Here is a 23,093-nt window from a genome sequence, read left to right as displayed (position 1 = left end):
ATGATGAATCTCGACCTGTCCTTCTACAACTGGGACGTCATCAGCAACTTCGTCGTCAAGGGCTTCTACTTCAGCATCATGCTGACCATCATCGCCACCATCGGCGGCGTGATCTTCGGCACCATCCTGGCGTTGATGCGGCTGTCGGGCAAGAAGTGGCTCGATGCGCCCGCCGCCGTCTACGTCAACGGCATGCGCAGCATTCCGCTGGTGATGGTGATCCTGTGGTTCTTCCTGCTGGTGCCGGGCTCGTTCTACGCCTCCTTCGGCTCGGTGGGCAGCAACTATCGCTCCGAGATCTCGGCCGTGATCACCTTCATCGCGTTCGAGGCCGCCTACTTCAGCGAGATCATGCGCGCGGGCATCCAGTCGATCCCGCGCGGCCAGGTCTACGCGGGCCAGGCGGTGGGCATGACCTACGGCCAAAACATGAAGCTGGTGGTGCTGCCGCAGGCCTTCCGCAACATGCTGCCGGTGCTGCTCACGCAGACCATCATCCTGTTCCAGGACACCTCGCTGGTCTACGCCATCGGCGCCTACGACATGCTCAAGGGCTTCGAGACCGCGGGCAAGAACTTCGGCCGTCCGATCGAGGCTTACCTGCTCGCGGCGGTCGTGTACTTCATCATGTGTTATGCCTTGTCCTGGCTCGTCAAACGCCTGCACAAGAAAATCGCCATCATCCGCTGAAGGAGAAAAAAGATGTCCGACAAAATGATCGAAATCAAGAACGTTTCCAAGTGGTATGGCCCGGTGCAGGTGCTCCAGGACTGCTCGGTCGACATCGCCAAGGGCGACGTGGTGGTGGTGTGCGGGCCCTCGGGTTCCGGCAAGTCCACGCTCATCAAGACGGTGAATGCGCTCGAGCCCTTCCAGAAGGGCGAGATCACGGTCAATGGCATCCCGCTGCATGACCCGAAGACCAACCTGCCGAAGCTGCGCTCCAAGGTCGGCATGGTGTTCCAGCACTTCGAGCTGTTCCCGCATCTTTCGGTGACTGAGAACCTCACGATCGCGCAGATCAAGGTGCTGGGCCGCAGCGCCGACGAGGCCAAGACCCGCGGCTTGAAGATGCTCGACCGCGTGGGCCTGATGGCGCACAAGGACAAGTACCCTGGCCAGCTCTCCGGCGGCCAGCAGCAGCGCGTGGCGATCGCCCGCGCGCTGAGCATGGACCCGATGGTGATGCTGTTCGACGAGCCGACCTCGGCGCTCGACCCCGAGATGGTCGGCGAAGTGCTGGACGTGATGGTGGCGCTGGCCAAGGAAGGCATGACCATGATGGTGGTCACCCACGAGATGGGCTTTGCGCGCAAGGTGGCCAACCGGGTGATCTTCATCGACGTCGGCGGCCGCATCCTCGAGGACTGCTCGAAGGACGAGTTCTTCAGCCATCCGGAGAACCGTCAACCGCGGACCAAGGACTTCCTGAACAAGATCCTGGCGCATTAGGCTCGCCCCCAGGCTTCGCGCACTTCGTGTCGCGCGCGCCAACCCCTTACCAGGGGCGGCGCCAGCCGACCGGCGAAGCCGGATCGGCGGCACCCCACGAACAAAAAAGCCCCGCATCGGTTTAGCCGTTGGCTTAAAGTGTTGATCCCGACGGCTTGGTTTCGTTGACTGCCCTCCCTGCCCATTCGGGCTCGGAGGGTTTTTTCTGGACAAGATTTCTCCGTCAGGTTTTCGGTTTCCCGATGCCGTTGATGGCATCCAAGTCAACTTCTGCAAGACGATCAGGTGTGGCTCCTTTGGCGTCGCCGAGTCGCCCGATCAAAGGCGACGCGCACCTGAGTCCGATCCGAACCCTGGCGACTACGCGCGCCACGGTGCCAACGACTCCACTTTGATGAAATGTGCGCTCTGCAAGGCGCACATGCCAATTCGTAGCAACCAAGCTGTGGTCGAGGAGCTACATCGCTACATCGGCTCAGCTCGCACATTCTTGGTCGTACCGCTGCGTCGTGCCCGAATGAGAAGTGCGAGAACGACGGCAAAGCCATTGGCGAACCCGGTCACTACGCCCGCTTCGGAAAGACTCGCTTTGGCACGGCCAGATGGCGTTGCAATTCCTGCGGAAAGACGTTCACAGACGGAGGCAACCCGCTCCTAATAAGGCAGCGAAAGACTCACAAGAACCGCGACGTGTTCATGATGTTGATGGGCCTATTCAGCTTGAGGAGGTGCTGTACTTTCAAGGAAGGCCTCACTCTGAAAGCAGCCCCGCGCGGCGCCATCAAGCTTAGAGCCACCTGTGGCCGGTGGTCGGCGGCTCGCATGGCTGGACTGTGGGTGCCGAGCTACACTAGCGGTGCATAAGGCGCGGGCAGACAGCTTTGAAAGGCTACAGTCGCCGCCAACACCGGTCGTTCGACGCCCGAGCCCAATCGAGGCAATATCGTTGCCCGCTCAGGGCGCGTGCCGTTCGAAGTACTCTGCAAAGCGGCTGTTGACGGTCGCCTCCATGCGTTCGACCTCGGCATCGCTCAGTCCTTCAGCCAGCTTGCGCTTGTTCGTGGACAACTTGCCGTGTCCTTGGACGATAACGTCGATGAGTGTGTTGAGCTGCGACTGGCGCATGTCGAGCCAGTTTCCCATCTCGCGCACGGTAAGGTCATGGGCGCGAAGGTAGGCCACCTCGTCCAGCAGGTCCTCTTCGACGCATAGCTTCACACACTCGAGGATGAACTCGCACATCTCGGTGGCGTCGAAGTAGGCGTACAGCCATGCTGGTTGCGGAGACCGTACCAAGATGGTGGCGCTTTCTGCATCCAGCAGGTAGTCGAGAAGCTCCGTGCGCGGCCGCGAGTAGCTCTTGAGCAGGGCGGAGTAGCGAGGCAAGTCCTTGAGCATGCGCGCAGACAGTGGCAGTACCACACCGGCAGGCGTGAAGCCGGCCTGTCGCAGCACATGGTGCAGCAAGAAACGATGTAGCCGCCCATTGCCATCTAGAAACGGATGCACGTAGACCAGGCCGAACGAGGAACAAGCAGCAGCCAGTACCGGATGAAGGCCCCGCCCCGCGGCCAACGCAGCGACCTCGGCCACTGAGTCCATCATCGAGTCCACGAGCGTCGGCGGCGGAGGTATGAAGTCAGCGATGTTCCGCAGGCGTCCTCCGGGGCGCGAAAGCCAGTTCTGACTATTGCGATAAGACGCTTCAATGGACAAGGGGCCAACAATCTGTGACTGCCATTGCACCAGCTGCTCTTCGCTGAGCGCGCCGGGCTCGCCGGCCTGTTCCAGCAGGCGTCGGAACTTGGCCGAGCGATTGTTGTCGGGAATTTCGTCCTCGATGTTGTAGGTCGAGCGCGTCTCCGATAGGTACAGGAAGTCCACGGCTCGTGCCAACATTTGCGGCTCGAGGTTGCTCAGGGCGTTCGCCACCTTTGCGCCGAGGTCCTCAGCGAGTAGCGCGTCGAGCCTTTCAGTACGCCGAATCAGAGGGCTGAAGAAGCGGCCTCCCACCAGGTTGTGCGTCACGCCAAACTTGGTGTCCGGCACGGCTGGGCCGGTGATGTACTCCTTTGGGTCGAGCACAGGCACGCGTGGGGTGCCCGGCGGCAACTTGTATGCAAATTCGTGTCCCGTCAACCACTGGGCCAAATGTCCCGCCATTCGGGCGTACTTCGACGAGGGCTTGTCCTCTAGCCAAGCCTGCACACCCTCTAAAGTCTCCCTGTGCTCGAAGAGGGCGCCCAACACGGTGAGGTTCAGTCGCTCGCGCTTGAGTGCGAAGGTCAGTTGGCCCACCAAGCTGTTGGTGTCGGTCAGTCGTGGAAGAGGCAATTCGACGCGCTCGTCTCCGTCTGCTGCGATGATATGGCGCTCGACAGCACGGTCCACGCCTACGCTCACCGTGCGTAGCGGCGGCACCTGCAGTTGATAGCGCCGAATGAGGGCTTCGTAGCCCAGGTAGACCGGCGCGACGCGCGGGCTACCAGTGGCGGGTTCGGCAAGCGAATTCATCTACTCGAGCAGCGTCTAGGTCCGGATTTGTCTAGGTGGGTTGAAAAACCATCTACTTCACGGGCCATTCTACCAAATTCGTCTACATTTGTTGGTGTGATATCTACTTTTTGGCCATCAACCAGAAAACAATCTACAAGGCCAGCGTTCCAGAAATGACAGACACTTCCCCCTTCGGCCTTCTGAGCGGCGCCGCCCTGCAAGCGGCCCTGAAACCCCTCCGCGTAGTTCGCCACGTTCAGCGCTGGCGAGCGAGCAACCGAAGTCCGCACGGGAACCTCTGCCGGATGCCTGAAGGCGGCGATGAACGGTCGGCCGCGACTGTCAGCTTGCAAGCGAACCAGGCGAATCAAACGAACGTGGTGCCCGTTTGGATCGGAATCGGGTGCGGGTGTGAATGGGAATGACGTGGCGGTTTGAGCGGACTGCCCACCCTGGATTCACCGCTCCATCGAGGTCGACGGTGAGCCGTACTGGGATGGCGGTACGCAGCCAACCCCGCCGTCCGGTGCAGGCCGCTCACGCCTTGTAGCTTTGCCCGCCGCCGTCCTGCGAGCTGGCGCAGGTGCGGCCTCGCATCGTCTGTGACGGCAATTCTCCGAACAGCGCCTTGTACCGTTGAGCAAAGTGGCTCAGATGGTTGAATCCTCTGTCTGCGGCCGCCTGCGCAATGTTCAGGTCCACCGCTCGTGTCGACATCAACTGCCGACGCACGGCGTTCAGCCTCACGCAGCGCAGATAGTGCACAGGCGTCGCGTCGGCGACCTGCCTGAAGCTGTTCTGCAAGGTGCGCCGGCTCGTGCGAAGGCGCAGGCACAGTTCCTCTACGCTAGGTGGGGAATCCCCGCTGCCTGCCACCATCCAATGGCATTGCGCGACGATGAAACTGGCCGAAGCGCTCCCGACGGGCTGCCTCGCGTCGGCGGCACCATCGAACAGTTCGCAAAGCGCTTCGAACACGCCTCGGGACACTGACTGGTCGTTGATCGCTTCCGACTTGCATGGATCGGTTGTCGACGTCTCATCGAACAACGAAAGAAGGTCGTACCGCAATCGCTGCATCGCGCGACCCGGGGCTCGCAGCACGGAGCGGGACAGTAGAGCCCGGGCGCCCGGTGCCCACGGCCGTTCGTCAGACAGGCGACGAAATTCGTCGAGCTCGAACGTCACCGCCATCAGCTCCATCCCTTTCGGCCGTTGTAGCGTGAACTCGTCGCCGCCGCGAAGAACGACGACGCTGTCCTCGTGCATTTCGTGCCCTTGCATTCGGGGCGTTCCAGCGAACTTCCCAAGTGGGATCGCGAAGCAGATCTTGCCGTTGGGTAGACAGCCCTGTTGAATCACCCGCTCACTCATCCACTTGCGAAAGACATGGATGCTGTCCGTCGTCACCTCGGCGAGCGAACTGTGCATGGCCCCCGGCGATACCTGCAGATAGCGTTGATTCCACTCCGGCGCCGAGGCGCCATGCACGTGGAAGTCGTCGAATACGTCCAGTTTGAGTGTCATGCGGTGTTCGGTGGCGGCGCTGCAATCGAAGAATAGCCTAGGCTGGCACGCTGTGTCGCTTTGCCGATTTGGGCTAACGGAGCAGGGCGCTCGCGCTTCATAATTTGCGCACCTTCTCAGGCGAGGACTCTTTCCAGATGTGGACACGACGCATTTCGCGCCTCTTGGCGCTCGTGCTGGCGTTGACTCTCGCAGCCTGTGCGTCATCGACCGAATCGCCCTCCCGCAAACCCGAAGGACAGACCGTCATGAACGTGGAACAGATCAAGGAGGCCCTCGTCGGTGATTGGGCCAGCATCGCCCCGGAGGTCCGCCCGAGCGCCAGCAAGAATCCCGACGGCACGCTGAAGCCGTTCTATCTGAAGCGTGAATTCAAGTACTTGGCCGGGGATCGATTCGAGCTGAACATCGTCAATTCGGCAGACCCGAACGGTGCGGTGCCCATCGCCCGAATCGCCATCCGGGGTCACATGATCTGGCGCGGCCCTCACTCGATCGCTCCAGGGGCGCAAAAGGTGGACTTCGTCGCTGACGAGGGATACGAGGTCGCGCCGCTGATCCAGGGGTTTGCCGATCTGCTGAATCAGGTGGCCGCCACTGGCTACGGAAAGTGGCAAGTCAACGACACGCAAAGTGTGTTCGGCAAGGCGTTTCCCCCGTTCGGGTTGACCGAAGGGAAGAACTTCATGGAATTCGATCTGGTCTACCTGAGCCACGACATGCTGTTCTGGGGCGCGCGCAACGTGGACGGTCGTGGGTTCGACAAGGAAGAGAACCGGCCGACGAACCTGCAGATCCCGCTTGCGCGCAAGTAGGTCTGGAGAACGAAAGTGAGTCTGTCCATCGAAGCGAGAAACAAAGCTCTGGTCCTCGAGGCCTTCGACGCATTGTTCAACCAGCGCGACTACGCGAAGGCCGAACGCTACTGGTCGCCGAACTACATCCAGCACAGTGCTCACATTTCGCCGGGCCGCGACGGGCTTTTCAACCTGATCAAGAGCCTGCCGGCGTCGCTGCGCTACGAGCCGGGCCTGATCATGGCCGAGGGCGACCACGTGATGATCCACGGCCGTTTCTGGGGTGAACACCGTCCGGTGAACTGGATCGGGGTGGACATCCTGCGCATCGCCGACGGAGTTCTGGCCGAGCACTGGGATGTGCTGCAGGACGAGGCGACTCGGGCCGAATCGAAGAGCGGGCTGCCGATGTTCGGCGACGAGTTCCTTGCGTGAGAACCGGAAGCACTGACGCCGCGCCGACAACCCACCCGGCGCGGGCGACGGCTTTCTGGCCACGAATCCAGCGATGCGACCTGCCGGTTTGGGCCCTAACCGGCTGTTCGCCCTTGCTTCATTGCGGACCTACGGGTCGCGCACAAAAGAAACGATCCCCGGGCAGCAAGTGACTCGGAGATCGTTGGCGTTTAGGGCTTCAGCGTCAACACTTTAAGCCAACCCCTAGCCGCATCGCGGGGCTTTTTTATTGCATGTGAGCCCTACTTCTTCCGACTGGCAATCGCCTGCTCTGCCTTCGCCACCAGATCGTTGCCGATCGTCGGCTTCCACTTCGCATACACCGGCCGTGTCGCCTTCACAAAGGCTTCGCGCTCGGCCGGGGATAGCTTGGTGACCGTCACGCCGAGCGCGGCGATGTCCTTGAGCAGGGGCTGGTCGGCCTCGGCGAGTCCCTTGCGCGCGATGACGATCTCTTGCTTGCCGGCGTCGATCGCCGCCTGGCGCACGATCGCCTGGTCGGCCGGCGTCCACGAATTCCAGATCTCCTTGTTGACCACGAAGACCAGCGGATCGGCCACGTAGCCCCACATCGTCACGTTCTTCTGGCCCACGGTGTGCAGCTTGGCCGCGGTGAAGATCGACATCGGGTTTTCCTGCCCGTCGACCGCGCCGCTGGCGAAGGCGGGCTGCGCGTCGGCCCAGCTCATCTGCGTGGGATTGGCGCCCAGCGCGGTGAAGGTGTCGACGAAGAGCGGCGAGCCCACCACGCGGATCTTCAGGCCCTTCAGATCTTCCGGCGTCTTGATGGGCCGCTTGGAGTTCGTGATCTCGCGGTAGCCGTTCTCGCCCCAGGCCAGCGGCACCACGCCGGCCTTCTCGAGTGTCGCGAAGATCTCCTTGCCCACCTGGCCCTGAGTCAGCGCATCCACCGCCGCGTAGTCGGGCATCAGGAAGGGCAGCGAGAACAGGTTGAGCTGCTTGACCTGCGGCGACCAATTGATGGTCGAGCCGATGGCCATGTCGATCACGCCCTGTCGCAGCGCGCTGAATTCGCGCGTCTGGTCGCCCTGGATCAGCGAGACGCCGGGATAGAGCTTGATGTTGATGCGCCCCTGGGTCCGCTCGCGAACCAGATTGGCCCAGATCTCTCCGCCCTTGCCCCAAGGGAAGGCGGTGCCGACCACGAGCGACATCTTGTATTCGGGCTTGTAGGTCTGCGCGGGCGCGGCCGCCGAGAAGCCGCCGAGCGCGGCGGCGACGGCCATCAGGCCGAGCAGGGAACGACGGAATTTCATGGGTCAGTCTCCTTTGGAAAAATCTAATAACCTAGTTTTCGGGGCAACCACAGCGCCAATTCGGGCCAGGCAATCACCGCCACCATCACGAGGAACATCGCAACGAGCATCCAGCCGACCCAGCGCACGGTCTCTTCCATGCGCACGCCGGCGATGCGGCACGAGACCATCAGGTTCACCGCCAGCGGCGGCGTGAACTGACCCAGCGCCACCTTGAGCGTGAGGATGACGCCGAACCACACCGGGTCCCACTTGTAGTACTGCACGATCGGCCACAAGAGCGGCACGAAAATCAGGAAGATCGACACGCCGTCGAGGAACATGCCGACTGTGATCAAGAGCAGGATCAGCAGCGACAGCACGCCGTACTCGCCCAGCCCCGAATTCACGATCGCGCGCGTGACCGGATCGATCACGCCCAGCGTCGAGAGCGAGTAGGCGAAGATGCCCGCGAGCGACACCACCAGCAGGATCACGGCCGAGAGCTCGCCCGATTCACGCAGGATCACGAACAGGTCGCGGACCTTGATCGTGCGGTGGATCGCCATGCCGACGAAGAGCCCGTAGAACACCGCGACCACGGCCGCCTCGGTGGGCGTGAACCAGCCGGCGCGCATGCCGCCCAGGATGAGCACCGGCGCCGCCAGGCCCCAGACCGCATCGCGCAGGCTCTTCCAGAAAGGTGGGCGCGGCAGGGTGGATTCGAGCGCGCCCATCTTGTGCTTGCGCGCCAGCCACACGGCCGGGACGATCAGCGCGATGCCGGCCAGCACGCCCGGCACCATGCCGGCGGCGAACAGCGCCGGCACCGAGGCGCCCGGCACCAGCACCGAGTAGACGATGAAGGCCACCGAGGGCGGGATCAGGATGTCGGTGGCCGCAGCCGCGCCGACCACGCTGGCCGAGTACGCATTGGGGTAGCCCGCGCGCGACATCGCGCCGATCATCACCGCGCCCACGGCCGCCGCGTTGGCCGGGCCCGAGCCCGAGATGCCGCCGAGAAACATCGCCACCACGATCGCCACCAGCGGCAGCATGCCGGGCCCGCGCCCGACGATCGCGATCGCGAAATTGACGAGCCTGAGCGCCACGCCCGAGCGGTCGAAGATCGAGCCCACCAGCACGAACATCGGGATCGCGAGCAGCGGGTATTTGCCCAGGCCGGCATAGAAGTTCTGCGGCACGGCGAGCAGGCCGAACCACTGCGCGTCGGCATTGGCGAGCCCGATGGCGACCGCGCCCGCGAGGCCGAGCGCCGCGCCGATCGGCACGCCGACCAGCATCATCAGGATGAAGGCGACGAAGAGCAGCGTCGGGATCATTCGCCCGAGCCCCCGGCGCGCATCTCGCGGCCGCGCCGGACGAACAGGCCTACCGCGCGCAGCGCGATCGCGGAGCACACGATCGGCAGCCAGATCGAGTACCACCACTGCGGCACGCCGATGCCGGGCGAGGTTTCCTCGAAACGGTAGTTGTCCCAGACCACGCGCACGCTGAGCGCGGCGATCAGGAAGAACAAGAGCGCCACCATCAGCGCGCCGAACTGCGCGAGCCGCTTACGCCTTGCCATCGACCCGCCCTCGGCGAAGTACTCGATGCGGATGTGGCGGTCGCGCGCGACGGCGGCCGAGCCCGCGACCATGGCCAGCAGGATCATGAGGAAGACCGAGAACTCCTCGGTCCATGCGAAGGAGGAGTCGGTGAAGTAGCGCACCAGCACGTTGGCGAAGGTGATGCAGGCCAAGAGGCCCATGATGATCACCGTGGCCCAGTCCTCGATGGCGAGCGGCACGCGCGTGGGCTCGTCGGCGGCTTCGATTTCGGGGGGCAGGGGACTGGCGGCGTCCAGCAAAGGGCCGGACTCAGGGGGAGAGGACATCGGGGGAACGGGTCAGCGGCCGGAATTCGGCCAGCGCAGATCGTAACGATCCATAACCGCTCGCCCCATCGGGGCTTTCCTTGAGCCCCGGTCCTCGTCGTTCACTCGAGCTTGGCGCCCGACTGCTTGATCAGCCGCTCCCACACCGGGCGCTCGGCCTTGTAGGCCGCGGTAAAAGCTTCGGGCGAGCTGTCCTTGAGCTCGAAGCCCATGGCCGCGACCTTCTGCTGCACGTCTGGCTGCTGCGTGGCCTTGCGGATCTCGTCGGCGAGCCGCTGCACGATCGGCTTGGGCGTTCCGGCGGGCGCTGCGACGGCCAGCCAGCCGGTCAGGCGATAGGCCTCGTCCTTCAGGCCCTGCTCGGCCAGCGTGGGCACGTTGGGCAGGGTGCTCATGCGGCGTTCGCCGGTCACGCCGATGGCCTTGAGCTTGCCGGCCTCGATGTGCGGCTTGGCCTGCAGCGCGCTCGCGTAGGCCATCTGGATCTGGCCGCCGATCAGGTCCTGCACCATCGGCGCCTCGCCCTTGTAGGCCACGTGGTTCATGTCGGCGTCTTGCGTGAGGCTCATGTGCGCGCCGGCCAGGTGCGGGTAGGCGCCCAGGCCGTAGGAGCCGTAGGCCAGCTTGCCCTTGTTGGCGGCCACGTACTTCAGCAGCTCGGGCGCGGTCTTGACCGGCACGCCGGGATGCACCACCAGCACCAGCGGGCCCATCGCGACCTGGTAGACCAGCGTCAGGTCGCGCTCCGGGTGGTAGGGCAGCTTCTCGTAGAGGAACTGGTTGGTGAGCAGCGCGTTGGAGAGCGACATCACGATGGTGTAGCCGTCGGGCGCCGCCTTGGCGACCGCGTCGGTGCCGATGATGCCGGCCGCGCCGGGCTTGTTGTCGATGACGACCGGCTGGCCCAGGCCGGCCGCCAGCTTCTCGCCGATCACGCGCGCCAGCACGTCGGTGCCGCCACCGGCGGCGAAGGGCACCACCATCTTGATCGGCTTGTTCGGGTAGGCCTGGGCGTGCGCAACGCTGCCCGCGCCCAGCGCGAGGGCCGAGGCCGCGGCGCAGAGCCAGGCGCGGCGGTTCAGGGAGTGGATGTTCATGTGTGTCTCCTGTACGGTTTTTTTTTGGAATGGGGGGCTTATCGCAGGACGACCTGCGTCTTGAAGGGCAGGCGTCCGAGCGCCTCCGTAAGCCGCGCCTGCAGCGGCGCGGCCTGCGCCCCGGCCGCGGCCGCATCGATCACGACCTTGAGCGCGCTCTCGCCATCGGCCTGCACCTCGGGCCGTGCCGCCAGGCCGAGCGCGGCGCAGGCCTCGCCGACCAGCGCCTCCGCCACCTTGCGCGCGGCCAGGGCACGCAGCTCGGGCTTGTAGATCTTGCCGACGTTGGTCATCGGCATGTGCTCGATCACGACCACCGACTTCGGCTTGGCCGGCGCTTCGTCGACGCGCGCGGCGGTGAAGGCCAGCAGTTCGGCTTCGCTGGCCGTCATGCCGGGCACCAGCGTGGCGAAGGCCACAGGCAGCTCGCCTGCGTAGGCATCGGGTGCGCCGACCGCGGCGCACAGTTGCACCGCCGGGTGCGCGCCCAGCGCGTCCTCGATGGTCTTGGGGTCGATGTTGTGGCCGCTGCGGATGATCAGGTCCTTGGAGCGGCCACTCAGGTTGAGCCGCTCCTCGCCGTCGAGCCAGCCCAGGTCGCCGGTGGCGAGCCAGCCGTCGGCGGTGAAGGCCTTGGCCGTGTCGGCTGGATCGACGAAGCCCGAGAACAGATTGGGCGACTTGAAGAGCACCATGCCCTGCTCGCCCGCCGGCAGTTCGCGATCGCTCGGGTTGCCGTGCTCGTCGAGCGCGACGATGCGCAGCTGCGAATACGGAAGCCTGAAACCCACGCAGCCCGCCGGCCCGATCACGCCCGGCGGCGTGATGGTCGAGATGCCGGCCATCTCGGTCATGCCCAGGCTTTCATGCACGTGCAGGCCGAACAGGCGCTCGAAGCGCGCCGCGAGTTCGGGCGCCAGCACGGCGGCGCCGGTGCGGCAGTAGTGGATGGAGGAAATGTCGGCGCCGTCCAGCGGCACGTTGGCGAGTGCCGCCAGCACCGTGGGCACGGCCGACAGCGAAGTCGGCCGGTACTTCTCCACCAGCCGCCAGTAGTTGGCCAGTACCTGCCTGTTGCGCAGCAGCGCCGTGGTCGGAATGATCACCTCCACGCCGGCCGACAGCGCCGACAGCGAAGCCGGCAGCACGCCCGCCACGTGGAACAGCGGATAGCCGTTGATGGTGACGTCGCTGCTCTTCAGTCCTTGCAGCTTCACGCTGGCCCAGGCGGTGAAGACCTGCGCGCCATGGCTGTGGCGCGCGAGCTTGGGCGCGCCGGTGGTGCCGCCGGTATGGAAGTAGGCGGCGATGTCGGCAGGCGCGATGTCGCGGCCGCTCGCGAGGCGGTCGGCCGGCACGTGCGCGCACATCGCGTTGAAGTCCGCCACGCCCTCGGGCAGCTCGCCGGCGCTGCCCACGGGCTCGTCGTGCGGCGCCACGCGCAGCACGGTGGTGAGCGTGGGCACCTGGCCGCGCAGGCGCATCGCCTTCGACCACATGCCCGATTCCTCGTCCGAGCCGTAGGCGATCAGCACCTTGGCGCGGCCGGCCGTCATCAGCGAGACCAGCTTCTCGTCGGCGAGCAGCGGGTTGAGCGGCTGCACGATGCCGGCCGCTTCTCCGCCCCACAGGGCCAGGTGGTACTCGAGGCAGCCCGGCAGCAGCACGGCCACCGCATCATCCGGCCCGACGCCCAGCGCGTGCAGCACGTTCGCGGTCTGGTGGATGCCGGCCAAGAGCTCGGCGTAGGACCAGCGGATCGGCTCGTCGGCCGGATCGGCCGTGCGCAGGAAGGTCAGCGCCGTCTTGTCGCCGAAGGCCGCGGCGGCATTGCGGAAGATCTCGTAGGTGCTGCGCACGGTCAGCGCCTCGGAAAGCGGCGTCTCCTCGAGCCTTCGCACGTCCTCGATGCTGCGGACGGGGAACGACGGGCTGAAGGGCGCGGTGCTCATCTTGCCTGCCTGCCGAAGGCGATGAAGCGCTGCAGGTGATGGTCCTCGTCGCCCAGCTGGTGGTCGATCATCACGAGGCGCTTGGCATAGTGGGCCAGCGGCAGCTCCCAGGTCATGCCGATGCCGCCGTGCATCTGGATGCTTTCCTCGGCCACCAGCGCGCCGATGCGGCCGATGCTGGCCTTGGCCGCCGACAGCGCGCGCTCGCGTGTGGCGCGGTCGGTGTCGTCGATGGCGGCGGCCGCATTGATCACGGCCGAGCGGGCCTGCTCGATCTCGAGCAGCAGCTCCGCCATGCGGTGCTGCAGCGCCTGGAAGCTGCCGATGAGCGTGCCGAACTGCTTGCGCGTGCGCAGGTACTCCAGCGTCGCCGTCTTGGCGGCTTCCATCGCGCCCAGGCTTTCGGCGCACAGGGCCAGCACGCCACGCCCGACGGCGCGTTCCAGCACGGCATGGCCCTGGCCTTCGGCGCCGAGCAACGCATCGGCGGGGAGCGTCACGCCGTCCAGCACCACTTCGGCCACGCGGCCGCCGTCGATGGCCGGGGCGCCGCGCACGTAGACGCCTTTTGTCTTCGCGGGCACCAGGAACAGCGAGATGCCGGCCTCGTCGTCCGGCGCGCCCGAGCTGCGGGCCGAGACCAGGAACAGATCCGCCTGCTCGCCCTGCGGCACCACGGCCTTGGCGCCGTTCAGCAGCCAGCGGTCGCCGCTGCGGTCGGCGCGGGTCTGCACGTGCGCCAGTTCGTAGTGCGTGCCGGGTTCGTCGTGCGCGAGCGCCGCGATGGTGCCGCCGCCGATGATCTCGGCCAGCGTTTCCTTCTGCGCCTCGCTGCCGGCGGCTGCGATGGCGTCGCCGACCATGACCGCGCCGAGCAGGGGCTCGACCACCAGGCCGCGGCCCAGCGCCTCGAAGACCACGGCCAGGTCGAAGCCGCCGCCGCCGAAGCCGCCGTCTTCTTCGCGAAACAGTGCGCCGATCACGCCGAGCTCGGCGAACTGCTGCCAGATCTCGGTGCTGAAGCCCTGGGCCGACTTCGCGATCCGGTCGCGCGTCTCGAAGGCGTACTGCTCGGCGATGAAGCGGTTCAGGCTGTCGGCGAGCATGCGCCGGTCTTCGGTGTGTTCGAAGTTCATGGCAGTTTCCTCACAGGCCCAGGATCATCTTGGAGATGATGTTTTTCTGAATCTCGTTCGAGCCGCCGAAGATCGACAGCTTGCGGTTGTTGAAGTACTTGGCCGCTGCGGGTGCGGCATAGTCCGGGCCGATCGGTACGCCGTCGAAGCCCTCTTCGAGCGCCTCGGCGACGAAGGGCCGCGCGTAGGGCCCCATCGCGCGCCGGTTCAGCGACGAGATCTCCTGCCGGATCTCGGTGCCGCGGATCTTGAGCATCGAGCTCTCGGCGCCCGGCACGCCGCCGCCGGCCACGGCCGCGATCACGCGCAGGTTGGTGGTCAACATGTTCTCCAGGTCGATCTCCACCCGCGCCATGCGCGCGGCGAAGGCCGGGTCTTCGGCGAGCGGCTTGCCGTTCTTCGTCTGCTTCGCGGCGATGGCCTTGAGCTGCTCCAGCGCAGCCACCGAGAAGCCCACGCCCGCGATGTTGGTGCGCTCGTAGGTCAAGAGGTACTTGGCGCAGGTCCAGCCCTTGTTCTCCTCGCCCACCAGGTTCTCGGCCGGCACGCGCACGTCGGAGAAGAAGACTTCGTTGACCTCGTGCTCGCCCTCGAGCGTGATGATCGGCCGCACTTCGACGCCGGGCGTCTTCATGTCGATCAGGAGGAAGCTGATGCCTTCCTGCTTCTTGGCCTCGCGGTTGGTGCGCACCAGGCAGAAGATCATGTTGGCGTGCTGGCCCAGCGTGGTCCAGGTCTTCTGGCCGTTGACGATGTAGTGATCGCCCTGGGCATCGGTGCCGCGCACCGCGGAGGTCTTGACCGAGGCGAGATCGGAGCCCGCGCCGGGTTCCGAATAACCCTGGCACCACCAGTCGGAGCCATCGAGGATGCGCGGCAGCCAGCGGCGCTTCTGTGCCTCGCTGCCGTACTTGATCAGCACCGGCCCGAGCATGTTCACGCCGAAGGGCACGATGCGCGGCGCATGGGCCAGCGCGCATTCGTTCTCGAAGATAAATTTTTCCACTGCGGTCCAGCCGGGGCCGCCGTACTGCTCGGGCCAGTGGTTGGCGAGCCAGCCGCGCGCGTGGAGGATGGCATGCCATTCCTCCATGTCGGCCTTGCCCAGGTGCTTGCCGCTCGCGACCTTGTCGGAGAGGCGCTTGGGCAGCTTCTCGGCCAGGAAGGCTTGCACTTCGTCGCGAAAGGCTTCTTCTTCGGAGGTGAAGTTCAGGTCCATGTCCGTGCTCCTCAGTAGATTTCGAACAGCCCGGCAGCGCCCATGCCGCCCGCGATGCACATCGTGACCACGGCGTACTTGGCGCCGCGCCGCTTGCCTTCGATCAGCACATGGCCCGTGAGCCGCGCGCCGGTCATGCCGAAGGGGTGGCCGATGGAGATCGCGCCGCCGTCGACATTGAGCCGCTCGGCCGGAATGCCCAGCTTCTGCTGGCAGTAGATGGACTGCGAAGCAAAGGCTTCGTTGAGTTCCCAGAGATCGATATCGTCGACCTTCAGGCCGTTGCGCGCCAGCAGTTTCGGCACCGCGAACACCGGGCCGATGCCCATCTCGTCGGGCTCGCAGCCCGCGATCGCGAGGCCGCGGAAGGCGCCCAGCGGCTTGAGGTTGGCGCGCTCGGCGTCCTTGGCCTCCATCAGCACGCAGGCCGAGGCGCCGTCGGACAGCTGCGAGGCGTTGCCGGCGGTGACGAACTTGTCCGCGCCCATCACCGGCTGCAGCTTGGCCAGCGCCTCGTAGGTGGTGCCGCGGCGGTTGCAGGTGTCGACGTCGATCGTCACCTCGCGATGGCTCACTTCCTTGGTGTCCTTGTCGGTCACGGCCATGGTGGTGGTGCAGGCCACGATTTCCTCGCGGTAGCGGCCGGCGAGCTGCGCTTCCTCGGTCTTGCGCTGGCTCTCGGCCGAGAAGCGGTCCTGCGCCTCGCGGCCGATGCCGTAGCGTTGGGCGACGATGTCGGCGGTCTCGATCATCGCCATGTAGAGCGCGGGCTTGTGCTCGACGATCCACGGGTCCATGCCGCTGTCACCGCTGTCGGTGGCGCTGCGGGTGCGTATCTGCGAGATGCTCTCCACGCCGCCCGCGATCATGGCCGGCGCGCCCTCGACCACGATGCGGCCCGCGGCCATCGCGATGGCCTGCAGGCCCGAGGCGCAGAAGCGGTTGACCGTGGTGCCGGCGATGCTGATGGGCAGCCCCGCGCGCACGATGCTCTGGCGCGCCACGTTGCGGCCGGTGGTGCCCTCGGGGTAGCCGCAGCCGAGGATGGCGTCCTCGATCAGCGCCGGGTCCAGGCCCGAGCGTTCCACCGCGGCGCGCACCGCGAAGGCGGCCAGCGTGGGGCCGGGTGTGATGTTGAACTCGCCGCGGTGCGCCTTGGTGAGCGGCGTGCGGGCGGTGGAAACGATGACGGCTTCGCGCATGGTGTTTGTCTCCTGGTTCGGCTTACTCGGATTGATTGAGGCTCGCGAAATCGGCGCCGCGTTCGACCAGCTCCACCAAGAGCGGCGAAGGCTGCCAGAACAGCGGGTCTTCCTTGGCGAACTCGCGGATGTCGGCCAGCACCTTGGCGAGGCCCACCGTGTCGGCGTACTTCATCGGCCCGCCGCGATGGCGCGGAAAGCCGTAGCCGTAGAGAAAGGTCACGTCGACGTCCAGCGGACGCAGCGCGATGCGCTGGTGCACGACGTTGGCACCCTCGTTGATCATCGCGGCCATGTAGCGGCGCATGATTTCTTCGTCGCTGAACTTGCGCGGCGCGACGCCCGCGCGCTGGCGCTCGGCATCGATGATGGCCTCGACCTCGGGGTCCGGCGTGCCGGTGCGCGCGCCCTCGGGGTAGAGGTAGTAGCCGCGGCCGGTCTTCTGGCCGAACCAGCCGCGCTCGCAGATGCGGTCGGCGATCTGCACGTAGCGCGCCTTCGGGTCGCGGGTGGCGGCCTTGCGCTTGCGCGTGGCCCAGCCGATGTCGCCGCCGGCCAGGTCGGACACCTGGAACGGGCCCATCGGGTAGCCGAAGTCGCGCACCGCCTTGTCGATCTGGTAGGGCGAGGCGCCGTCCTCCATCATGTGGTCGGCCGCCTGGCGATACACCGCGAGGATGCGGTTGCCGATGAAGCCGTCGCAGACGCCCGCGCGCACCGGCGTCTTCTTCAGCTTCTTCGCGAGCTCGAAGCCGGTCGCGACCACGTCGGCGCTGACCTTCGCCGGCACCACGATCTCCAGCAGCTTCATGATGTTGGCCGGTGAGAAGAAATGCAGGCCCAGCACGTCGGCCGGGCGCGAGATGCCGGACGCGATCTCGTCGATGTCGAGGTAGGAGGTGTTGGTGGCGAGCACCGCCCCCTTCTTGCACACGCGGTCGAGTTCGGCGAAGACGGCCTTCTTGACCGCCATGTCCTCGAACACGGCTTCGACCACGAGGTCGACGTTGGCCAGCGCGTCGTAGGCCGTCGAGCCCGAGAAGCGCGCCATCACCGCGGTCTTGGCCTCGGCCGTCATGCGGCCCTTCTGGATCAGGCCGTCGTAGACCTTTTCGACATGGGCCCGGCCGCGCGCGAGGCTGGGCTCGTCGCGCTCGATCATGGTCACTGGCAGCCCGGCGTCGAGCATCGCGACCGCGATGCCGGCGCCCATGGTGCCGCCGCCGACGATGCCGCAGGATACGATGGGCCGCGGCTTGGCGGCCTTGGTCTCGGGCGCCTTCAGCACTTCGCGTTCGGCGAAGAAGGCATGGATCAGGCCGGCGCGCTGCGGGCTCTCGATGCACTGCAGGAAGAGCTTGCGCTCCAGCGCCATGCCTTCGTCGAAGGGCAGCGTGAGCGCGGCCTCGGTGGCCTCGACGATCTTCATCGGCGAGAAGAGGCCGCGGCTTTTCTTGGCGGTGTCGGCGCGCGCGGCTTCGAGTGCGGCGCGTTGCGCCTCTAGCTCGGCCAGCGCGTTCGCGTCGCGCGTGCGGCGCACCGGCGCCTTGGCCGCGACCAGTTCCTTTGCATGGGCCAGGCCTTCGGCCAGCGCGTCGGTACCTTCGCCCAGGCGATCGACCAGGCCCAGGGCCAACGCTTCCTTGGCACCCGCATGGCGGCCGCTCAACATCAGATCGAGTGCGGCTTTCACGCCGATCAGGCGCGGCGCACGCTGCGTGCCACCGGAGCCGGGCATCAGCCCGAGCTGCACCTCCGGCAGGCCCAGCTTGGCGGAAGGCACGGCCAGGCGGTAGTGCGCCGACAGTGCGATCTCCAGCCCGCCGCCGAGCGCGGCGCCATGGATCGCGGCCAGCACCGGCTTGCTGCAGTTCTCGATGCGGCTGCACACCTCGGGCAGCGAGGGCGGCAGCGGTGGCTTGCCGAATTCGCGGATGTCGGCGCCGGCGATGAAGTTGCGGCCGGCGCCGACGACCAGCACCGCGGCCACGGCGCCGTCGGCCTCGGCGGCGTCGATGGCCTCGACCAAGCCGCGGCGCACATCCACGCCCAGGGCGTTGACCGGCGGGTTGTCGATGGTGACGACCAGCACATCGGCCTGGCGCTGGAAGGTGACGGGATCGGACGCAGGAAGGGTGTCAGTCGTGGCCATGGTCTTTGTCTCCGGGTGAACCCAGCATTCTTGGCCCGGCTCGCCGCTTTGACAATTGCATTGGCGATTGACAGACTGTCAAAGAATTTTTGACACAATGCCCGCCTCATCATGGATTTGCAATCGCTGACCCTGCTGGTCGAGATCCTCGATGCCGGCAACCTGAGCGAGGCCGCGCGCCGGCTCAAGATGAGCCGCGCCAACGTGAGCTACCACCTGAACCAGCTCGAGCGCTCGGTCGGCGCGCAGCTCGTGCGGCGCACCACGCGGCGCGCCGAAGCCACCGAGATCGGCCAGCGCCTCTACCAGCACGGCCTCGCCATCCAGAGCGAGCTCCAGGCCGCGCGCGAGTCGGCGTCGGCGCTGGGCCAGGGCCTGGTCGGGCGCGTGCGGCTCAGCGTGCCCAGCGGCTACGGGCAGCTGGTCATGTCCGACTGGCTGATCGATTTCAAGCGCCAGTACCCGGGCATCGTGCTCGACGTGCTGTTCGAGAACCGCATCGAGGACCTGCTGCGCGACGAGGTCGACATCGCGATCCGCGTAATCCCCGAGCCGCCGCTCAATCTGGTGGCGCGAGCGCTGGGCCCGGTGCGCTATGTCGCCTGCGCTTCGCGTGCCTACGCGCAGGAGCACGGCCTGCCCACCCAGCTCGACCAGCTGACGGCCGCGCCCGTGGTCACCGCGGCGGTCATCGGCCGGCAACTGCGCATCTCGGCCTACCAGGGCGAGGAGCGGCGCGAGGTGCTGCTGGAGCCGACGCTGATCTCCGAGAACTTCCTGTTCCTGCGCCAGGCCATCCTGGCCGGCCTCGGCATCGGGCTGGTGCCCGACTACGTGGTGCAGGAGGACGTGCGGCGCGGCGAAGTCCTGACCACGCTGGACGACTGGCGGCTCAGCATCTTCGGCACGCAGATGTTCATGCTCTACATGCCGAACCGCCAGCACACGCGGGCGACGCGGACCTTCATCGATTTCATCCTCGAGCGGGCGCGGGGCACACCGGACGAGGGATCGCGCTGAGGCAGGGCCGCCTCAGGGCGCACGCTGGCCGATCCAGCGGTCGACGATCTGCGCGATCTGGTCGCTGTTCCTGTCCATCATCAGCATGTGCGAATTGCCGTGCAGGCCGGTTGCCGGCAGGTCGATCCAGTCCGAGACGCCGCCCGCGGCCCGGTGCGCATCCCGGAAGCGCCGGACGGCAGGCAGGACCTGCTGGTTCCAGTACACGCTGGTGTCCAGGCGATCGCCCCAGACGTAGAGGATCGGCGTGTGCTTCAGCGCGGTCATGTCCTGGGTCGCCGCCTCGGGCGCCCCGCTGGGCTCGACCAGCACCAGCGCCCGGACCTTGGCCGGCGCCCGCAGCGCGGCCTGGAACGCGAAGTTGGCGCCCTGGCTGTGCGCCAGGATCACGCAGGGACACGCCTTGTCGACCAGGGCGTCATAGGCCTGTTGGGTGACCGCGTCCGTGGTCGTCCAGCGCGGGACGCTCTGCTTCATGAACTGATCGAAGGCGCCGACCGGAAACTGGGTGCCTGGGAAGGCGGTACGTCCCTGCGGGCCGCCGTCGAACGCAGGCCCGATGCGGAACACCTCCCATGCCTCCTTCTTGGTCCTGAACAGCGGCTCGCCGGCAAAGATCTCCGGATAGCGGGACCAGGACGCCCGGCCGCGCTCCATCGCGTCGCTGACATAGGTGTCGTAGCCGGCGCGCATGAAGAAGTCCTGCCAGCCGCGCTGGCCGTCGGGCTTGGTCTCCCAGGTCACGCCGCTCAGGCCGCCGCCATGCCACAGGAGCAGAGGCAGGCTGCGCGCCGGCGAGGCCAGCCGCACGTATTGCACATACATCTGGCCCGACTCGAAGTCCCCGTTCGGATCGCGACGAACGGGCGGCGTGGATGGTGTGAAGCGGATCTCGCGTGCAGGCAGGCCGGACAGCGTCACCTGTTGGCCACCGACGTGGAAGCTGCCGATCTCGCGCACCCGGATGGCGTCCGTGCTCGTACAGCCCATCGAGGTCAGCGCGACAAGGATCGCGGCCGGGATTCCTTTCATGGCTTGGCTTCGCGCGCCGGCGGCGGCAGTACCTCCTCGGGAATCGGACAGCGGTAGGCTGCGCCACCGCGCTTGGCGCGCAGCTCGTTCTCCGCCTCGCACAGCAGCTCGGGACGCCCGGCCAGCGCGACGCCGGTCGCGGCCAGGCACTTGGCGGCCAGCAGCATGCCCTTGTGCGCCAGCGAGGTCTTGCCCTGCGCGACCATCTGCCACGAATGGAAGGCCGTGCCCCACGCGAAGCAGGCGGTCAGGCACTGGGTGGTCGGCGCGGCCCAGCTCACGTCGCCCATGTCGGTGGAGCCGGTCACCGGGCGCGCGGCGTCGGGCCGGTAGGGCTGGATGCCGGTGGCGATGGGCTGCGGGTCGCGCAGCGCGGCGGCGAAATGCTTGGCGCTGCTGGCCAGCTCCTCGCCCGAGATCGTGGCCTGCATCTTGGCGGCGAAGCGGCGCTCGTCTTCGCTGACCTCGAGCGCGCCCACGGCCTCCATCTGCTCGGCCATGACGCGGTCGAGCGTGTCGTTGTGCAGCACATTGGAGACTGCCTTGTCGAACACCATCTCGACCGTGGTGCCGGTCATCATCGCCGCGCCGCGCGCCACCTGCTCGACGCGCTCGAACAGCGCCAGCGCCTCGTCGATGCGTGTCGCCCGCACGGTGTAGAGCAGCTCGGCATGGGCCGGAATCACGTTGGTCGACGGACCGCCCGAGTCGATGTAGGCGAAGTGCACGCGCGCCTGCTCGGGCATGTGCTCGCGCAGGTAGTTGACGCCGACGTTCATCAGCTCAGCCGCGTCGAGCGCGCTGCGTCCCAGGTGCGGCGCGAGTGCGGCATGCGCCGACTTGCCGCGGAAGCGGAAGTAGGCCTGCACGTTGGCCAGCGTGGCGTTCATGAACACCGAATTGGCCACCGACGGGTGCCAGGACAGCGCGGCATCGAGATCGTCGAAGAGCCCGGCGCGCGCCATGAAGGTCTTGCCGGCGGCAGCCTCCTCGGCCGGACAGCCGTAGAAGCGCACCGTGCCGGGCAGGTCATGGCGCCTCAGGTGGTCGCGCGCGACCACCGCCGCCAAGTGCGCTGCCGTGCCCAGCAGATGGTGGCCGCAGCCATGGCCCTGGTTGAGCGCGCGTTCCGGATCGGGCCGGCACTCGAGCGCGCCGCTGGCCTGGTTCAGGCCCGCGAGCGCGTCGTACTCGCCGAGAAAGCCGATCACCGGGCCGCCGCTGCCGGCCTCGGCGACGAAGGCGGTGGGCATCCCGGCCACGCCGCGCGTGACGCGGAAGCCCTCGGCCTCGAGGGCCGCCGCGTGCAGCTCGGCCGACTCGAACTCGCGGTAGCGCATTTCGGCCAGGCCCCAGATGCGGTCGGCGATCTCGATGTAGGGGCGGCGCCGCGCCTCGACGGCGGCGGCGATCTCGGCGACGGCGGAGGCGGGCTTCACTTCTGCGTCTCCAGCTGGGCGGTCGCCACGAACTTCCGATAGCGTGCGTCCTCCGCGCGCATCAGCGCCGGCAGGTCCTCGTCCTCGACCATCGGCAGCCCGCCCAGGTCGTTGAAGGTCTGGCGCAGGCGGGCGTCTTTCAAGGTTTCCTTCAGCGCCGCCTTGAGCTTCGCGATCACCGGCTCCGGCACCGCCTTGGGTGCCATCAGCGCGAACCAGCCTGTGAGCTCATAGCCCTTGAGCTCCGGATGCTCGGCCAGCGCGGGCACGTTGGGATAGATCGGCGCCCGCGTGCCGCTGGTGACGGCGATCGGCACCACCACGCCGGCGTCGATCAGCGGCTTGGCCGGCCCGGTGCCCATGTAGCCGAACTCCACCGCGCCGCCGGCCAGGTCGTTGCCCAGCGCCGGGACGCCGCGATAGGCCACGTGTGTGATCCGGGTGCCGGTGCGTTCGCGCACCAGCTCGCCGGCGAAGTGGAACATCGAGCCGGTGCCCGAGCTGCCGTAGTTGTACTTGTCCGGGTTCTTGCGCAGCAGCTGGATGAACTGGTCGGTAGTCTTGACGCCCGACTGGCGCGACGCCAGCAGCATGCCGCCCTGGTGGTTGACCACGCCGATCGGCGCCAGGTCCTTCTGGCCGTCGTAGCGCTGCTTCGGATTGATCAGCTTGGTCGCGATCAGCTCGCTGTTGCCGCCCATCAGGAGCGTGTAGCCGTCCGGCTTTGCGGTGACCACCTTCAGCGCCCCCAGCGCGCCGCCGGCGCCGCTGAAGTTTTCGACGATCACGCGGGTCTTCAGCACGCGGCCGAACACCTCGGCGAAGGGCCGTGCGACGCTGTCGGTCGAGCCGCCGGCGGAATAGCCGACGACCAGCGTGATCGGCCGCGAGGGGTAGTCGTCCTGGGCGGGGGCCACGGTCGCGACCGTGCCTGCGAACACGGCCGCGAAGAGGCGCGGG

The 23,093-nt window shown here is 66.7% G+C and carries 20 protein-coding genes; 6 read left to right on the top strand and 14 right to left on the bottom strand.

The window, feature by feature from the left end; translation table 11 throughout:
- The 3 genes from ACSQ86_RS25165 to ACSQ86_RS25155 all read left to right on the top strand — a co-directional run bounded on the left by ACSQ86_RS25165 (position 1) and on the right by ACSQ86_RS25155 (position 2,316).
- A complete protein-coding gene (locus ACSQ86_RS25165) occupies positions 1–690 on the top strand; it encodes an amino acid ABC transporter permease (protein ID WP_436305514.1) in 690 nt (229 codons plus the stop codon).
- Between the two features lie 24 nt (positions 691–714).
- Entirely contained in the window at positions 715–1,452 is a 738-nt protein-coding gene (locus ACSQ86_RS25160; RefSeq protein WP_093104165.1) for an amino acid ABC transporter ATP-binding protein, read from the top strand.
- Positions 1,453–1,938: 486 nt separating this feature from the next.
- Positions 1,939–2,316 (top strand): IS1/IS1595 family N-terminal zinc-binding domain-containing protein, encoded by a 378-nt coding sequence (locus tag ACSQ86_RS25155; RefSeq protein ID WP_436306354.1) that lies wholly within the window; start codon positions 1,939–1,941, stop codon positions 2,314–2,316.
- A gap of 90 nt (positions 2,317–2,406) precedes the next feature.
- On the opposite strand, the gene ACSQ86_RS25150 is transcribed toward ACSQ86_RS25155, so the two are convergent.
- Both ACSQ86_RS25150 and ACSQ86_RS25145 read right to left on the bottom strand, forming a co-directional pair.
- The gene (locus ACSQ86_RS25150) at positions 2,407–3,966 is read right to left on the bottom strand and encodes a Fic family protein (RefSeq protein ID WP_436309779.1); all 1,560 of its coding nucleotides are present in this window, start codon (positions 3,964–3,966) and stop codon (positions 2,407–2,409) included.
- Positions 3,967–4,485: 519 nt separating this feature from the next.
- Positions 4,486–5,475 carry a helix-turn-helix domain-containing protein gene (locus ACSQ86_RS25145; RefSeq protein ID WP_436305512.1) on the bottom strand — a complete coding sequence of 330 codons (990 nt, stop codon included), beginning with the start codon at positions 5,473–5,475 and terminating at the stop codon, positions 4,486–4,488.
- A gap of 248 nt (positions 5,476–5,723) precedes the next feature.
- Here ACSQ86_RS25145 and ACSQ86_RS25140 point away from each other — a divergent pair, with 248 nt between their 5' ends.
- Together ACSQ86_RS25140 and ACSQ86_RS25135 are read left to right on the top strand one after the other, a co-directional pair.
- A complete protein-coding gene (locus ACSQ86_RS25140) occupies positions 5,724–6,290 on the top strand; it encodes a hypothetical protein (protein ID WP_436305511.1) in 567 nt (188 codons plus the stop codon).
- A 15-nt stretch (positions 6,291–6,305) separates the two neighbouring features.
- Positions 6,306–6,707, top strand: coding sequence for a nuclear transport factor 2 family protein (locus ACSQ86_RS25135; protein WP_436297252.1), 402 nt, complete (start codon positions 6,306–6,308; stop codon positions 6,705–6,707).
- A gap of 263 nt (positions 6,708–6,970) precedes the next feature.
- On the opposite strand, the gene ACSQ86_RS25130 is transcribed toward ACSQ86_RS25135, so the two are convergent.
- The 9 genes from ACSQ86_RS25130 to ACSQ86_RS25090 form a co-directional block, all read right to left on the bottom strand.
- Positions 6,971–8,005, bottom strand: coding sequence for a DctP family TRAP transporter solute-binding subunit (locus ACSQ86_RS25130; protein WP_093103901.1), 1,035 nt, complete (start codon positions 8,003–8,005; stop codon positions 6,971–6,973).
- 23 nt (positions 8,006–8,028) lie between these two features.
- Positions 8,029–9,327 carry a TRAP transporter large permease gene (locus ACSQ86_RS25125; protein WP_093103903.1) on the bottom strand — a complete coding sequence of 433 codons (1,299 nt, stop codon included), beginning with the start codon at positions 9,325–9,327 and terminating at the stop codon, positions 8,029–8,031.
- Positions 9,324–9,884 (bottom strand): TRAP transporter small permease, encoded by a 561-nt coding sequence (locus tag ACSQ86_RS25120; RefSeq protein WP_093103904.1) that lies wholly within the window; start codon positions 9,882–9,884, stop codon positions 9,324–9,326. The genes ACSQ86_RS25125 and ACSQ86_RS25120 overlap by 4 nt, the downstream gene beginning before the upstream one ends.
- A 101-nt stretch (positions 9,885–9,985) precedes the next feature.
- On the bottom strand, positions 9,986–10,981 hold the full coding sequence (locus tag ACSQ86_RS25115) for a Bug family tripartite tricarboxylate transporter substrate binding protein (RefSeq protein ID WP_436309778.1): 996 nt from the start codon (positions 10,979–10,981) through the stop codon (positions 9,986–9,988).
- Between the two features lie 38 nt (positions 10,982–11,019).
- A complete protein-coding gene (locus ACSQ86_RS25110; protein WP_436309777.1) occupies positions 11,020–12,933 on the bottom strand; it encodes an acyl-CoA synthetase in 1,914 nt (637 codons plus the stop codon).
- On the bottom strand, positions 12,930–14,069 hold the full coding sequence (locus tag ACSQ86_RS25105; protein ID WP_436309776.1) for an acyl-CoA dehydrogenase family protein: 1,140 nt from the start codon (positions 14,067–14,069) through the stop codon (positions 12,930–12,932). Before ACSQ86_RS25105 ends, ACSQ86_RS25110 begins: the two co-directional genes overlap by 4 nt.
- A 10-nt stretch (positions 14,070–14,079) precedes the next feature.
- A complete protein-coding gene (locus ACSQ86_RS25100) occupies positions 14,080–15,288 on the bottom strand; it encodes an acyl-CoA dehydrogenase family protein (protein WP_436309775.1) in 1,209 nt (402 codons plus the stop codon).
- Positions 15,289–15,299: 11 nt separating this feature from the next.
- Positions 15,300–16,490, bottom strand: coding sequence for an acetyl-CoA C-acyltransferase (locus ACSQ86_RS25095; protein ID WP_436305505.1), 1,191 nt, complete (start codon positions 16,488–16,490; stop codon positions 15,300–15,302).
- A 22-nt stretch (positions 16,491–16,512) separates the two neighbouring features.
- Complete coding sequence (locus ACSQ86_RS25090; protein WP_436309774.1) at positions 16,513–18,642, bottom strand: 3-hydroxyacyl-CoA dehydrogenase NAD-binding domain-containing protein; 2,130 nt, start codon at positions 18,640–18,642, stop codon at positions 16,513–16,515.
- Positions 18,643–18,753: 111 nt separating this feature from the next.
- On the opposite strand from ACSQ86_RS25090, the gene ACSQ86_RS25085 reads away from it, so the two are divergent.
- Entirely contained in the window at positions 18,754–19,662 is a 909-nt protein-coding gene (locus ACSQ86_RS25085; protein ID WP_093103915.1) for a LysR family transcriptional regulator, read from the top strand.
- 12 nt (positions 19,663–19,674) lie between these two features.
- Here ACSQ86_RS25085 and ACSQ86_RS25080 read toward each other — a convergent pair whose 3' ends face one another.
- From ACSQ86_RS25080 to ACSQ86_RS25070, 3 genes are read right to left on the bottom strand one after another with little or no spacing between them, the layout of a single operon-like run.
- Positions 19,675–20,694 (bottom strand): alpha/beta fold hydrolase, encoded by a 1,020-nt coding sequence (locus tag ACSQ86_RS25080; RefSeq protein WP_093103916.1) that lies wholly within the window; start codon positions 20,692–20,694, stop codon positions 19,675–19,677.
- Complete coding sequence (locus tag ACSQ86_RS25075) at positions 20,691–22,133, bottom strand: amidohydrolase (protein WP_436305503.1); 1,443 nt, start codon at positions 22,131–22,133, stop codon at positions 20,691–20,693. The genes ACSQ86_RS25080 and ACSQ86_RS25075 overlap by 4 nt, the downstream gene beginning before the upstream one ends.
- Entirely contained in the window at positions 22,130–23,050 is a 921-nt protein-coding gene (locus ACSQ86_RS25070) for a Bug family tripartite tricarboxylate transporter substrate binding protein (protein ID WP_436309773.1), read from the bottom strand. Before ACSQ86_RS25070 ends, ACSQ86_RS25075 begins: the two co-directional genes overlap by 4 nt.
- Between the last annotated feature and the right edge of the window lie 43 nt (positions 23,051–23,093).

Origin of the sequence: Variovorax sp. LjRoot130, assembly GCF_964253755.1 — a bacterium.
GTDB lineage: Bacteria > Pseudomonadota > Gammaproteobacteria > Burkholderiales > Burkholderiaceae_C > Variovorax.
This window is presented reverse-complemented; position numbering and strand designations above follow the sequence as displayed.

Excerpts from the sequence above, each read along its gene's own strand:
- ACSQ86_RS25165 (WP_436305514.1), top strand. The coding sequence starts at position 1 with ATGATGAATCTCGACCTGTCCTTCTACAACTGGGACGTCATCAGCAAC.
- ACSQ86_RS25125 (WP_093103903.1), bottom strand. The coding sequence starts at position 9,327 with ATGATCCCGACGCTGCTCTTCGTCGCCTTCATCCTGATGATGCTGGTC.
- ACSQ86_RS25150 (WP_436309779.1), bottom strand. The coding sequence starts at position 3,966 with ATGAATTCGCTTGCCGAACCCGCCACTGGTAGCCCGCGCGTCGCGCCG.
- ACSQ86_RS25130 (WP_093103901.1), bottom strand. The coding sequence starts at position 8,005 with ATGAAATTCCGTCGTTCCCTGCTCGGCCTGATGGCCGTCGCCGCCGCG.
- ACSQ86_RS25160 (WP_093104165.1), top strand. The coding sequence starts at position 715 with ATGATCGAAATCAAGAACGTTTCCAAGTGGTATGGCCCGGTGCAGGTG.
- ACSQ86_RS25080 (WP_093103916.1), bottom strand. The coding sequence starts at position 20,694 with ATGAAAGGAATCCCGGCCGCGATCCTTGTCGCGCTGACCTCGATGGGC.
- ACSQ86_RS25115 (WP_436309778.1), bottom strand. The coding sequence starts at position 10,981 with ATGAACATCCACTCCCTGAACCGCCGCGCCTGGCTCTGCGCCGCGGCC.
- ACSQ86_RS25085 (WP_093103915.1), top strand. The coding sequence starts at position 18,754 with ATGGATTTGCAATCGCTGACCCTGCTGGTCGAGATCCTCGATGCCGGC.
- ACSQ86_RS25140 (WP_436305511.1), top strand. The coding sequence starts at position 5,724 with ATGAACGTGGAACAGATCAAGGAGGCCCTCGTCGGTGATTGGGCCAGC.
- ACSQ86_RS25100 (WP_436309775.1), bottom strand. The coding sequence starts at position 15,288 with ATGGACCTGAACTTCACCTCCGAAGAAGAAGCCTTTCGCGACGAAGTG.
- ACSQ86_RS25110 (WP_436309777.1), bottom strand. The coding sequence starts at position 12,933 with ATGAGCACCGCGCCCTTCAGCCCGTCGTTCCCCGTCCGCAGCATCGAG.
- ACSQ86_RS25090 (WP_436309774.1), bottom strand. The coding sequence starts at position 18,642 with ATGGCCACGACTGACACCCTTCCTGCGTCCGATCCCGTCACCTTCCAG.
- ACSQ86_RS25120 (WP_093103904.1), bottom strand. The coding sequence starts at position 9,884 with ATGTCCTCTCCCCCTGAGTCCGGCCCTTTGCTGGACGCCGCCAGTCCC.
- ACSQ86_RS25145 (WP_436305512.1), bottom strand. The coding sequence starts at position 5,475 with ATGACACTCAAACTGGACGTATTCGACGACTTCCACGTGCATGGCGCC.
- ACSQ86_RS25095 (WP_436305505.1), bottom strand. The coding sequence starts at position 16,490 with ATGCGCGAAGCCGTCATCGTTTCCACCGCCCGCACGCCGCTCACCAAG.
- ACSQ86_RS25105 (WP_436309776.1), bottom strand. The coding sequence starts at position 14,069 with ATGAACTTCGAACACACCGAAGACCGGCGCATGCTCGCCGACAGCCTG.